Annotated in this window: 11 protein-coding genes and 2 pseudogenes; 1 reads left to right on the top strand and 12 read right to left on the bottom strand. The window is 44.0% G+C overall.

What is annotated here, in order from left to right:
- Nucleotide 1 precedes the first annotated feature (1 nt).
- The 8 genes from HAP68_RS08335 to HAP68_RS08300 form a co-directional block, all read right to left on the bottom strand.
- On the bottom strand, nucleotides 2-751 hold the full coding sequence (locus tag HAP68_RS08335; protein WP_003154094.1) for a polyketide synthase: 750 nt from the start codon (nucleotides 749-751) through the stop codon (nucleotides 2-4).
- A gap of 9 nt (nucleotides 752-760) precedes the next feature.
- Nucleotides 761-1,534, bottom strand: a complete 774-nt coding sequence (locus HAP68_RS08330; protein ID WP_024085319.1) for an enoyl-CoA hydratase/isomerase — start codon at nucleotides 1,532-1,534, stop codon at nucleotides 761-763.
- A complete protein-coding gene (locus tag HAP68_RS08325; protein WP_003154098.1) occupies nucleotides 1,531-2,793 on the bottom strand; it encodes a hydroxymethylglutaryl-CoA synthase family protein in 1,263 nt (420 codons plus the stop codon). The genes HAP68_RS08330 and HAP68_RS08325 overlap by 4 nt, the downstream gene beginning before the upstream one ends.
- 51 nt (nucleotides 2,794-2,844) lie before the next feature.
- Entirely contained in the window at nucleotides 2,845-3,093 is a 249-nt protein-coding gene (locus HAP68_RS08320; protein ID WP_003154099.1) for an acyl carrier protein, read from the bottom strand.
- 65 nt (nucleotides 3,094-3,158) lie between these two features.
- Complete coding sequence (gene fabD / locus HAP68_RS08315) at nucleotides 3,159-5,399, bottom strand: ACP S-malonyltransferase (protein WP_024085318.1); 2,241 nt, start codon at nucleotides 5,397-5,399, stop codon at nucleotides 3,159-3,161.
- Nucleotide 5,400: 1 nt separating this feature from the next.
- Nucleotides 5,401-6,375, bottom strand: a complete 975-nt coding sequence (locus HAP68_RS08310) for an acyltransferase domain-containing protein (protein WP_003154101.1) — start codon at nucleotides 6,373-6,375, stop codon at nucleotides 5,401-5,403.
- A 136-nt stretch (nucleotides 6,376-6,511) separates the two neighbouring features.
- Nucleotides 6,512-7,381 carry an ACP S-malonyltransferase gene (gene fabD / locus HAP68_RS08305; protein WP_024085317.1) on the bottom strand — a complete coding sequence of 290 codons (870 nt, stop codon included), beginning with the start codon at nucleotides 7,379-7,381 and terminating at the stop codon, nucleotides 6,512-6,514.
- Nucleotides 7,382-7,695: 314 nt separating this feature from the next.
- Nucleotides 7,696-8,373, bottom strand: a complete 678-nt coding sequence (locus HAP68_RS08300; RefSeq protein WP_024085316.1) for an MBL fold metallo-hydrolase — start codon at nucleotides 8,371-8,373, stop codon at nucleotides 7,696-7,698.
- Between the two features lie 633 nt (nucleotides 8,374-9,006).
- On the opposite strand from HAP68_RS08300, the gene HAP68_RS08295 reads away from it, so the two are divergent.
- Nucleotides 9,007-9,216 carry a hypothetical protein gene (locus HAP68_RS08295; protein ID WP_024085315.1) on the top strand — a complete coding sequence of 70 codons (210 nt, stop codon included), beginning with the start codon at nucleotides 9,007-9,009 and terminating at the stop codon, nucleotides 9,214-9,216.
- 286 nt (nucleotides 9,217-9,502) lie between these two features.
- Here the strand turns inward: HAP68_RS08295 and HAP68_RS19705 are convergent.
- From HAP68_RS19705 to HAP68_RS08280, 4 genes and pseudogenes are all read right to left on the bottom strand, one after another.
- Nucleotides 9,503-9,688, bottom strand: a pseudogene (locus tag HAP68_RS19705) (hypothetical protein); the annotation flags it as partial.
- Nucleotides 9,689-9,815: 127 nt separating this feature from the next.
- Nucleotides 9,816-10,149: pseudogene (locus HAP68_RS08290) on the bottom strand (HNH endonuclease); the annotation flags it as partial.
- 151 nt (nucleotides 10,150-10,300) lie between these two features.
- Complete coding sequence (locus HAP68_RS08285; RefSeq protein ID WP_041482363.1) at nucleotides 10,301-10,723, bottom strand: hypothetical protein; 423 nt, start codon at nucleotides 10,721-10,723, stop codon at nucleotides 10,301-10,303.
- Nucleotides 10,724-10,914: 191 nt separating this feature from the next.
- Entirely contained in the window at nucleotides 10,915-11,559 is a 645-nt protein-coding gene (locus HAP68_RS08280; protein ID WP_024085313.1) for a BA5345 family protein, read from the bottom strand.
- Between the last annotated feature and the right edge of the window lie 565 nt (nucleotides 11,560-12,124).

Raw genomic sequence — 12,124 nt, 5'->3', positions numbered from 1 at the left:
CTTATACTCCGTACATCGTCGTGATTCGTTTTTTCACTTCATCATCATGAAACGTCTCATCGTGCATGATTAACTCCTTCTCAATGACAGCCGGAAGCTGCTCGCGAAACGGCGTCACCAAGTGCCTTTTCAATGTAATTAAAGAGTTTCTCGGTTTTTCCGCAAGCTCACGGGCCAATTCCTGCGCATAGTCTAATACTTCCTGCCGCGGAAGCACCGGAAAAGGCACTCCTCTTTTCTCCAGGTCACCGCCGCGGTAGTGGCCGCCGTTTAACAGCATTTCATGGCCGAGGCTTGCCCCAAGCTTCTCCGGAACGATAAAGGTAGCCCCCATTCCGGGAGTGAAACCGTATTTCATAAAGTTTGCGGTATACACGCTTTCTTTGCTTAAAATGACAAAATCACTGAAAAGCCCCATGACAAACCCGCCTCCGATTCCGTGGCCCTGCATGGCTGAAATAACGGGGATATCACATTCCAGCGCCAAAGAATACATGCGGTCTTCCGTAAACTTCGTGATGCCCTGCTGAATCCTGAGCAGACCTTCCTGTGTGCCTCCGGAAGCAAAGTAATGGCCGTATCCTGTTAAAATCACAGCTTTATAGACTGACGATTTTTTTATACGGGTGAATGCTTCCATCAATCCATCCGTCAGTTCTTTGGAGAAGGCGTTTTTATGGGCTTTATCCTGCATTGTCACTTGGATAATATCCGGTTCAATTTCGAGCAGTTCAACTGCGGCGTTCGGCATGATATCCTCCTAACTGTTCTCCGTTTCCCAAGGAAGCCGCCCCGTTTCTGCATAACGGAAAATGGCTGATTGGTTATCCGGATCTGAAAACATCGCTTGATTTTCGGCTAAAGCAATGGATTTCGAACGATGAACAAGGTCGTTTAAGGAATCCATGTATTTTTTATAGCGGATGACTGCTTTTTTCGACAGCGGGCGAAGACGCAGCAAATGCTTTCTCAGCTCTGTTGCTGAGTCCGGAACGCATACGTCACAAAGTCCCCATTCAAGCGCCTGATGCGCCGGCACGGGCTTTGTCATAATCGTCATATAATGCGCCTTTTGAAATCCGATTCTTTGAATTAAAAACGGCAGAACGCAGGCTGGATAAAGTCCGAATAACAGTTCAGATAAACTGAACGAAGCACTCTCCTCTGCAATGACGATATCGCACGCGGCGGCAAAACCGACACCTCCAGCATTTACTTTTCCGCGGACGCGGGCGATTGTGATGTACGGCCCGGATTTTAATGCCAGCCACAAACGGTAAAGCGGCTCCTGCGATTCCGCATGCTGCATTCCCTGCCTCATTTTCCGGTACATCTCATCAAAATCCGCCCCGAAACAAAATACCTCCGGCTGCCCTTCAAGCACTACGGAGGTCACGGAGTCCTCACATTCAGAAAGAACGTGCAGGCATTCCTCCACTAAACGCTCATTAATCGTATTGTTGGCTTCAGGCCGATCAAAGGTGATGAAGCAGACATTTTGCTGAAAACGGACGTTGATCGTCTCATAGGTCACGGCATCCACCTGTATTTCCGATGAAATTCCGTGATTTCTTCCAAATATAAACGAGGGCTCCCGGCATGATGGTCTAAAATGTTCGGAATCATATTCATATCCAATTTGACATTCCGGGTTCCGAACTTCACCAGACCGCTGCCTTTAAACAGTTCTTCATACTCTTCCATGGACAGCCTGTATCTGTTGTTCAGATGCTCTTCTATTTTGAAAGAATGCTGCCGCGTTTGTCCTTCAGGCGTCACAACGCCGCTGTAAAATTCCGAACAGCATCCGGAGCCGTACGAGAAACAGCCGATCCGCTTAGAAGTGTCGAATGCCCCTTGGTCAATCGTGCTTGCAAGAGCCAGTAAAGAGGCTGCCCCCATAATGTTTCCGACTCTTTGGCAGTAGCGGAGCCCCGGCTCTACCCTGGTTTGAAAATCCTGTTCGATCTCAGCGTTTTTCGCTTTTGCAAGCTTGCGCATCATCGTCCGGTGAGCTCCTTTGACCATGCCGCCAAACGGTGTATGGAAGGCAAGATAGTGAAACGTCTCTTTATAGTCAGCGCCCGGCACACGGTTTTTGTACTCGCGAAATGTCTGTTCACAGCAATCGAGATAAGACATCAATGACAAGTCGGCGTCACCGGCTTCACTGTCCGGGATCGGACGGCATGTATCCATCACCTCATAGCCGTAATAGCCGTTGGCGCCCGCATCCGCCTGAAATACGATTGGGTTTTCACCGATCAATAAGGCGACGGCACCCGCTCCGGCGCTCGGTTCGGCGTAAGACCAATCCTCGCTTAACGCATCGCCGCCTTCGGCAATTAAAAACCGGGAAATATCCGTCGCGACGACAAGCGCCTTCGCTCCGGGGGATGTCTGCGACAAAATAAAATTAAGCGCCATCTGCAAACCCGCCGTTCCTGAATAACAGGCCTGCTTCAGTTCAAATAAACGGCAGTTCCGGTTGAGGCCTAAATAATCATGAATATATGTACTGAGTGATTTTCCGAAGTCGATGCCGGACTCCGAGCAGGTAATCAGCAGCTCGATTCTGTCTTTTTCAGCCTCTGTCAATCGGTCAATAATCGGCTTTGCCGCGTTAACGCCGAATGTGACGGGGTCTTCGTACGGAAGCGCCACCGCTTTTTCTTTCATCAGTAAATTCTCAAATCTGGCAGGGTCTAAGTTTCTATACTCCGCCAGCTGCATGACATCAAGGTATGCCGTCCCGCCAAACACATTTATCGCTTCTATTCCGGCAGCCGCCATGAACTTCGCCTCCAATATGAATTTTGAGTTTCCGATTTTTTCACCGTTTTATCAGACAGCCTGTACCTTTTCATAAAGCTTTGCCGCCAATTCGCCGATGTTTGACACTCCCGTCAGCTCAACACGCGGGATCTGCAGTGATAATTCTTCAAGCATCATCGTGATAATTTCGGCGCGGTCCACTGAGTCCGCCCCCAGATCAACTAACCGGTCTTCCTTTGAAAGCTGTTCGCCTTCTAAATCAGGCAAAACCTCGTAGATTGTGTTCTGCAGCAATTCAAAGATTCTTTCTTCACTCATTGTCAGTTCCTCCCTGTTTCATCTTTTATGAATATTCCATGTTTTCAATCTATCATTTCGTCTTGTCAACACGTTTGCAGAAATGAGCCTAACTTCTGATTCAAAAGTGAGGCCGTCTCTTCCATAAGACGAAGGCCGATACCATCGGCATGGCGGTTTTTCCAGGACTCCAGCTCCGTACCTTTCACCCATTGATTAAAGGCGCCTAATGCCGGGCCGCAATGAATCTGGAAGTCTACCTTGGCATCCGGGTCTCCTTTAATCGCCGAAGCAGAGCTTTGCCTGAAATACCATTTGAATATGAGCGCCATTTTCTGTTTCGGATTCCGTTCGGCTTTTGAAATGTCTTCATTCGAATAATGAGCCTTCACTTTGTCATAAATACTGCTTACACTTGCCTTAAAATACTTCTCTTCTATTTGTCTGAGTGTCTTTTCATCAATTTCTTCAATTGAGCGGTGACGCTGATACAGTTCATGCAGCTTAGAGGCCCGGGTCGGAAAGAACAGCCCTTTCTTTAATACCTGCACCTTGCTGCCTGATTCAAACATATCGCCGGCCGGCGCGTAGGCCGTGTCCTGTACATTCATCTGCTGCAGGAGATCCTTTACAAGGCCGCTCGTCGCTGCTTCAACGGTGCATTGGTTAATGGATCCGGTCACAATAAAATCAGCGCCGAGCATAAATGCGGCCATAGCAGCCTCAGGCGTTCCGATTCCCCCTGCGGCTCCGATGCGGACGGTTTTGCCGTATCGGTATTTTTTCATCATGTCATCTCGTAAACGGATGATCGCCGGCATGAGACTGTAAGCAACTCCGCCGTCAGTGTGGCCGCCTGAATCAGCCTCTACGCAGATGTCATGCGCAACGGGTATTTCTCTCATCAGACTTGCTTCTTCAGCGGTAATTTTGTTTTCGGCTGCAAGTTTCTGCAGAATGTGATCAGGGGCCGGGCTGAGAAATGCTTCCGCTACTTCCGGACGGGACAGCTTGGCGATAATCCGCTGACGCGCTATTATTTGTCCGCCGGCACCGCGTTTTAACCCCTTAGCGCGAAACCTTACTAAAGCAGGAGTAACCGTTAAAAATGCTGATGCTTCCAAGTTCTGAACCCCATGCTTCAGTAAAAGATCAATCATTTTTTCTTCTGAATCTGTATGTTTCATGTTATGTACAACATTAATACCGAAGGAACCGCCGTCACGAAGCTCATGCTGAATTGACAAAATGGCGTCCTCAACGTGCGCGATGTTCAAACCGCCCGTTCCGAAAAAGCCCATCATTCCTTTTTCGGCCAGTTTGACGACCATTTCCTTCGAAGAAATTCCGCGGTACATGCCGCCGGCCAAGTAGGCGTATTTCAATTGATAATCGCGCTTAAACTCTTCATTTCCTAAAGACTCCGCCGTAATTGAGCTTTTTCCAGCTTCAGCCGGGACTTTGATTTCATCTGTTATCGGCTCCGCTTCAGCCGTAATTCTTTGAATCAGCCCCGTCAGCACTTTTCCGGGACCGATTTCCTCAAAGCTCATGTTCTTTCTTCCCATTAAAAAACGGATGCTGTCTGTCCAGTTCACCGATCCCGTTATTTGTCCGGTGAGTGTCTTTTTCAGCTCGGTCTGCTCATAAGGTCTTGCCGTCACATTTGAAATGACCGGAATGGACAGCGGCTTAAAATGGAAAGTTTCAATAAACCGTGAAAATTCCTCCTTCGCTTCCAGCATGTATCTGGAATGAAAGGCGCCGCTGACATTTAAGCGGTGAACCATTTTTACGCCGTTTACGGCTTCAAAAACGGATGCGGCTTTTTCAATATCTTCTTTATATCCGGAAATGACAATTTGCTGCAAAGTGTTCATGTTGGCGATATCAATCGTATGCAAGTGATACTCTCTTAAAACGTCCGTCACCTGCTCATGAGTCAGGCCGATCACCGCTGCCATGCCGCCTCCTTTTGCGCGGCTCATCAGGTCGCCCCTTTTTTTGACCAGCTGTAGGCCTTCTTCAAAATCAAAGGCGCCCGAGGCGTATAACGCGTTATATTCGCCTAAACTGTGTCCGGCGGTAAAATCCGGTTTCAAGCCGGTTTCTTCTGTTTTTTTCAAATAACTGAGGGCATTGACGACATAGAGCGCCGGCTGAGTGAATTGAGTCTGATTGAGACGTTCCCCGTCCCGGCACAGCTCCTGAATGGAATATCCGAGAATGTGATCGGCCTTTGCGGTTAATTCAGGATAGCAGCCGAACAGGTCCTCTCCCATCCCTATTTTTTGCGAGCCTTGGCCTGGAAAAACAAAGCTGATCATCTTACAGTCTCCTTCCGGGCGGTGATAAAATGCTGTCTTCTATTTGCTGCAAATGGGTTTGTTCTTTATGAAACGGCGTCATAATAGCACGGATGCGTTCAGCCGATCCTGCGGGAAGAATCTGTTTGGCAAATGCGGCCAACGTTCCGGAAGGCCCGGCATCGATATACAATCCTTTTTGGCGGCTGTCTGCGAATTGAAGCGCTTCGCGGAATCGAATCGGCTTTCTTACAATATCCCAGAAAAAGTCCGCTTGTATATCGGTCTCAGCCTCTCCGGTCGCACTGGAGATGTACGGTATAAACGGAGTCCGGATTGATTTCTGAGCTAAAAAGCGCTTGTACGGCTGTTCCGCCTGATCAACCAGCGCTGAGTGAAACCCGTAAGATACCGGCAATAGCTGATGAGGAATCTGCTTTTCTCTCAGATCGTCCATGATCTTTTTGATATGTTCCCGCTCTCCCGAGATGACAAAGTGAGAATGATAGTTTACAGATGCCAATTCACTATGTTCGCCGAGCAGCGGATCATCTTGATATAAAGCCGGATCACCCAGTATCGCAAGCATGCTGCCGTTACGGCAAGTTTCCGTAATGATTCGGGCCTGTTCCAGCACGCAATCTAAAGCATCCTCAGCGCTCAGCACACCCGACACAGCGGCCGCTGCATACTCTCCAAGGCTTGCTCCGATCACATAATCGGGACGTATGCCTCTTTGCTCCAAAGCATATGCAAGTGCGTACTCAGCCATAAAAATGGCAGGATGGCTGAAAAGAAGGCGGTCAAATGGATCAGACAGACGATTGCCTGTATGATAAACCTCTTTCAGGACAGAGTAACCGAAACGGCTGACTGCAAAATCGTCCAAGTCAAGCATTTTCTGCCGAAAAGCGGCGTTATGTGCAAACAGCTCTTTCCCCATTTGATAGTATTGGGAACCCTGTCCAGAAAACATGAAAACAATTGGCTGGTTCATTTGTTCTCCTTTTTGCTCTTTATTTTTTTAAAATATTGATTTGTAAGTTTTTCTTGATGTTGTGTGCAGGTGAAGTGGTCGTGATGTTGTATGGCTGGCACTATTATGTGAGATAAGAATTTTGACTTGCGTTCCGCTACATGGCGGGTGAAGCTTCAGTTTCTTTTTTGATGCGGTGAATAAGTCCTGTCAGCACATGGCCCGGGCCGACTTCTTCAAATTCCATCCGCCCTTTGTCCAGCAGATAGCGCATGCTGTCGTTCCATCGCACTGAATGGTCGATCTGATCGGCCAGAACGGAGTGGATTCCGTCTTGCTCATAAGGTCTGGCATGCACATTAGAAATGACAGGAATTGATATAGCAGAAAAATGAAATGACTGTAAAAATTTTTCGAACTCTTGTTTTGCTTCGCTCATATATCTCGAGTGAAAAGCGCCGCTGACGTTTAACGGATGAAACATCGTAACGTCCTTTATTCCTTCGAATACGCTTTTGGCTCTTTCAATGTCTTCTTTGCGTCCGGATATGACAACTTGGTGAGGAGAATTCATATTGGCAATATCAATCGTATGTAATCCGTGCGTTTGAAGGGCGTCCGACACTTGAGCTGCGGTTAACCCCATAACGGCGGCCATTTTTCCGTCAGTGGCCATACTCATTAATTCGCCTCTTTTACGGACAAGCTGCAGGCCGGTAATAAAATCAAAAGCACCTGCTGCAAACAGCGCATTATATTCTCCCAAACTGTGGCCGGCCAAATAATCCGGCTTTATGTCATTTTCTTGGATTTTTTTCAAATAGCTTAACGCGTTTACAACATATAAAGCAGGCTGGGTGAACTGCGTCTTGTGAAGGTTGGAATACGGATTCTCAAGACAAAGCCGTTTCATGGAATATCCGAGTGTTTCATCAGCCTGCTCCGTTAAGTCTTTAAATTCATCAAACAATGAGCTTCCCATCCCCTGCTTTTGAGAACCTTGTCCGGGGAATATGTATGTGATCATTTTCTCAGCCATCCTTTCTCGGATTCAGTTAAGAAGCATGTTCAAGTTGATAGTAACTTCACAAAAATACCATGTCAAGTTAATTTATCCTATGCGGAATCCTGAATAATGCCTATTTTTCCCTGACGGAAGGCGGACTCAGGGCTTTTGGAATAGATATAAGCAGAATGTCCCATTCAGCCTGCCCGGCGCTTTTATCCGCAAACTACCGTTACTCAGCCATTCATCACCAAAAAGCGAGCAATGACTATCATTTCAATTCAGAAGTTCCGTGGCCTAAAAGAAAAACTAGTTAGATAGAACCAAATTATACGCTACTTAAAGTGAAACAGCCCTTTTTGATTTTTTCTGTTGCGGAAATTCACGAAATGTTCTTTTTTTTCAATCTGAAAGTAAATATTGTTTTTCAAAAGACTCTCCATTTTTTGACCCGGCTTCTCCCCGAAGGAGTGCCCCGGATACACACGCACATGCGGCGGAATAGAGGCTTTGATCCTCTGTATACTGTGAAACATATCTTCAGCTGAGCTGCCCCTGTCCTCACATATACCGCACCCTTCTGTAAACACGGTGTCACCGGTAAAAAGGTGATCAGATAGCAAATAGCACATTCCACCGGCCGTATGTCCCGGGGTCAATATACTTCTGATGATAAACCCTCCGGCTGCAAAGGTTTGTCCGTCTTCAAGCGCTATTAAGTTTCTGCACCGGAATTGATAGAAATCGATTTCCGCCGACGACATGTATATATCAGAATGATAGATTTGCTGAAGCGGCTCCGCCAAGTTTACATGGTCATAATGCGAATGTGTTAATAAAATAGCTGATAAATCAACATCCAATTCATGCAGTTTATCGGTTATTTTATCGATTTCCCAGGACGGGTCCACCGCTATCGCAAATTTTTTTGAGCGGTCTGCGATAATATAACAATAGTTGGACCACATCTGGTGATAAGTTTTGATTTGATGCACTTCATATGTATGATCCATTGTCACCATTCCCATTTAAAAGATCCGGGCAGACTGCTGCCGCCGCCCAGCCGACTGTAACCACTTTACCAGATGGCACCACGTTTTTCCATGGATTTTCCGGTAAAGTTTAAAAAACTTTCTGCTCCCGCCAAAAGCACCAGTCAGGGCCTTTCTTACAAATTGCTATGCTGATATATAAGGAAATCAGAATATTAATTCAGATGAATTCTTTAGGGAATTTTATTCAGAAAATGAAGGATGGTATATTTCAATCCTTTTCTTCAAGCTAAACTAAACCCCTACGGCAGCTTCCTCAAAATATATCAGAATACATTAGCTCCTTACACCGAATTTCAATGTTATGTTTATGAGTTGGCATTAACACACAATTCGAATTAGAAAGATACGACGTAATTCACACACAAGATGTTGTTTCTTCACTTTCTTTTGCCAGAATACAGTCCAAAACTTAGAACGCCGGAGCATTCTCCCCTGAGTAATCTTTTATGCTAGAGATAAAGCAGCTTCTGGACCAAATGGCACATACGCCGCTTGATGGATTACTTAAACTCTTATGTTTTCCTTTTAAATGGGACTATTGTTGGTGATTATCAAATTTAACCTGTGTTAAGCTTTAGACGGGAGGTAATTATGGAAAATAAAAGCAACGCTAAACTGAGCCCCAAAGCTATAAGAATTCTAACTTACATCATTCCTATGTTTTTAATAGGGCTTATCCTTGTTCTTAAAAATATTAACACCCCAGCAGCAGAAATTTCATTTTATATCGTTGCTGTCGGTGTGGTTCTCTTAGTGGTTTTCAGTTTGATCAAAAATAGAAAAAACCGCAGGCAGAACTAAATGTAAGGGGGGCTAATTACTAGTCCCCTTTGACTCTTTTAGATTGTCAGCTCACCAAATTCCATTTTGATTTAAATTCTTCCCCCATCTCCCTGTGAATTTGTAAAAGCAGGTACTCATGATAATCATGTAGCCCTTCAAGAGATTTTTCACGAGTAACATTCAGATTTTCAGGAATGGGTTTCTTCATTATTTCACTATTAATTGACGATATAGACGATCACACCAAACACGGCATTCTGAGCTGTCAAACCAAATGCTGTCCATAAACAATGTTTATATCGCATAAAGCAGCAACTCGTTTGAATTCCTTTTTTTTCGACTTTATCCAACCACGTTGGCGGTTTTATATTATCGGATCGCATTTTATCTTTTTCTCGTGCTCAGCCCGGGCTGCCAACTCTTCCGTATTCTTTTTATTTGGCTTGTTTTTTCGCCAATCGTGATACGATGAAATCAACAACAAAACCAGTTGTACCAAGCCTTATCGGCAATGCCGAGGAGCCTTTCTGCTGTTTTCGGAACTTTGAAAAGCTTTGTTTGTTTACAGAAGGAGGATCGCCTTTCTCCGTTCGTTTCCCTTCCAGAGATTTGTTAGGGCCCTTACTGCCGTGAGTCTTGTTATGACAGGCATTACACAAGCTTTCAAGGTTCTTTATGGCTAATCGTTTTGACCAATCTTGCTTTACTTCCACAATATGATGCACCATGCCAGCCGGAGTGAAGCAATGATCTTTCAAACAATGCTGACATAGATGATTGTCTCGTATCAAAGCAAGTTGTCTAGTTCGTTTCCATTCTGTTGATTTATAAAAACTTGTGATTGTTTTGTTTCTTGAATGTTTGTTGTGTCTTGTGTTCTTCACAGTACCTATCCCAGGTAAGGGCACGGCAACTACGGGCGGCGCATATTTTCAAAGGCTTAAGGGGCATCAATCTTATCCTCTGTTTCTTCTTTTATAGTTTTTCCAATAACAAAATAATCGATTGGCGGATATAGTTAATAATTTCACCTTTATTACAATGTTATTTAATAACAACATACATTTTGTAAAATGCACAATGTTTTAATATCTATTCATCTTTATCTATTTCTCTTAGTTATTAAATAAAAGGATAGTATTCTAGGATTAGGTGTAGGGTTGTGAATAGTGATTATCCATTGATCACTACGGTTGTGTATAATATCATTGAAACTTTCCATTGCATAAGCAGGCAAATAGTCTGAAATAGACCACCCTGCGCTTATAGCTTTGCTACCTGACCCATCTAAACGTATTGCAAGATACGCATTTCCAGGAACTTGCGTTCTTTCTCGCCATAGCCAAAGGTCAAAACCATCTCCAAGATCTTCATGACGTGTGTGATCAGATGTATATAATGTTCCTCCATCTACAACTTGCCTTTGTTCTCGGTTCTGCTTATGCTGTATGAGTGGTTGATAAACCGGATACCCATAATTAGGAACATAATTTGCTCCTGTACTATAATTTTGATTTAAATCCATCAGAATCACTCCTCAATTAATTCGTTTTATTTTATGACAAGAATCTAGACAGGTGCTTAGTCAATTTGTAAATATTACCATAATATCCTTTTTTACATCTGTTTATTCTACGCTTAGAAAGTGTCAGTCTCCAATTGTTTCACCTAACGAATGCAGTTTACAGAGAATATAAAAAAGCACCCCACAGGATGCTAAATCTTATTTTTTAACATTTTGTCTAAAAAACTTCCTTGAAAATAATTCAAGTTTGCAGAGTAGTATCTGAAACTTGATACAGAAATAAACAATATTACAAGTTGTATAATTAACATAGCTATTACCATCGGCGGGTAAGAAAAAGAGCCATACTTATATAGAGTTGCTATCACTGTAAACAAAACAGCTAAAAAATGACTTACAAATACAGTACCCAAGGCATGAATTGTTGATAGCAAGTACCTATACCTTCCAACGATATAGTTTCTTTTATCTTCTTCTTTAATCTTTAATAAATTTTCATGCCATAAAACCTCAAAATAAAAATAATCTTTCTTATTGTTATCTTCCCAATTGTCAGGCTTGGGAAAATTCTCAACCTGCTTAATTGCATTATCAAAAATCCGGTTTTTATTAAATATCCAATTTGCTACAAAGTAGAGATGATGAATTATATAACCTACTACCACGCCAAATATACTCAGAGAAATAAAAACACCTATTAATTTTTCCAGCCCAGAAAACTTTAAATGAGCTGATATATAGTCGGTTTCAGTGAGTACAAAATAGGCTCCTATCCAAAAAATCAACATCCATCCGGGTATACCCCACCTTATTAAATACTTTGTTTCAAAACTCATGAAATCTCCTCCCACCCTATTATCGGTAAAAGGAAGGAACAATGGAACCATTCGCAAATTTTGTCGAACGATTTACAGGGCAGTTTACAGGGAACATAAAAAAAGCGCCCCCGCTCATCAGCAGTGCGCTACCTTGATTTATTACCTATTACTATAATACCCTATCTAAAACAAAATGGTGTGCTGTTATCGTGCCAAGTTTCTGCCAAAATCGTTTTAGTACATTCCTTTTTGCTCTGCAGCAGTCCCTCCCGCCGTTTGATATAGAAAATGCATTCCTCCGGGTCCCTTATCGGGTGAACAAAATTCATTCCGACACGCCCCGTCCTTATAGACTTCCGCGCGAAGGGCAAAGGCCAGCCGGTAAAACGCTTTTGCTTTCGTTTAGATATCAAATTTGTAAGTGAGCGACTCGGTCATACCGATGTGAAAATGACGGCTAATGTCTATATCCATATCACACAGAATCACAATCAAAAAGCATTAACCAATTTGATGAATACCTAAACAGCTAAAATCCATGGGCAAAATGTGGGCACGAGGGGTACATCCCACACGAAACCCT

The organism is Bacillus sp. Bvel1 (assembly GCF_014872755.1).
GTDB lineage: Bacteria > Bacillota > Bacilli > Bacillales > Bacillaceae > Bacillus > Bacillus velezensis.
This window is presented reverse-complemented; position numbering and strand designations above follow the sequence as displayed.

Excerpts from the sequence above, each read along its gene's own strand:
- fabD (WP_024085317.1), bottom strand. The coding sequence starts at position 7,381 with ATGATCACATACATATTCCCCGGACAAGGTTCTCAAAAGCAGGGGATG.
- HAP68_RS08285 (WP_041482363.1), bottom strand. The coding sequence starts at position 10,723 with ATGGATTTAAATCAAAATTATAGTACAGGAGCAAATTATGTTCCTAAT.
- HAP68_RS08325 (WP_003154098.1), bottom strand. The coding sequence starts at position 2,793 with ATGGCGGCTGCCGGAATAGAAGCGATAAATGTGTTTGGCGGGACGGCA.
- HAP68_RS08300 (WP_024085316.1), bottom strand. The coding sequence starts at position 8,373 with ATGGATCATACATATGAAGTGCATCAAATCAAAACTTATCACCAGATG.
- HAP68_RS08320 (WP_003154099.1), bottom strand. The coding sequence starts at position 3,093 with ATGAGTGAAGAAAGAATCTTTGAATTGCTGCAGAACACAATCTACGAG.
- HAP68_RS08295 (WP_024085315.1), top strand. The coding sequence starts at position 9,007 with ATGGAAAATAAAAGCAACGCTAAACTGAGCCCCAAAGCTATAAGAATT.
- HAP68_RS08335 (WP_003154094.1), bottom strand. The coding sequence starts at position 751 with ATGCCGAACGCCGCAGTTGAACTGCTCGAAATTGAACCGGATATTATC.
- HAP68_RS08310 (WP_003154101.1), bottom strand. The coding sequence starts at position 6,375 with ATGAACCAGCCAATTGTTTTCATGTTTTCTGGACAGGGTTCCCAATAC.
- HAP68_RS08280 (WP_024085313.1), bottom strand. The coding sequence starts at position 11,559 with ATGAGTTTTGAAACAAAGTATTTAATAAGGTGGGGTATACCCGGATGG.
- fabD (WP_024085318.1), bottom strand. The coding sequence starts at position 5,399 with ATGATCAGCTTTGTTTTTCCAGGCCAAGGCTCGCAAAAAATAGGGATG.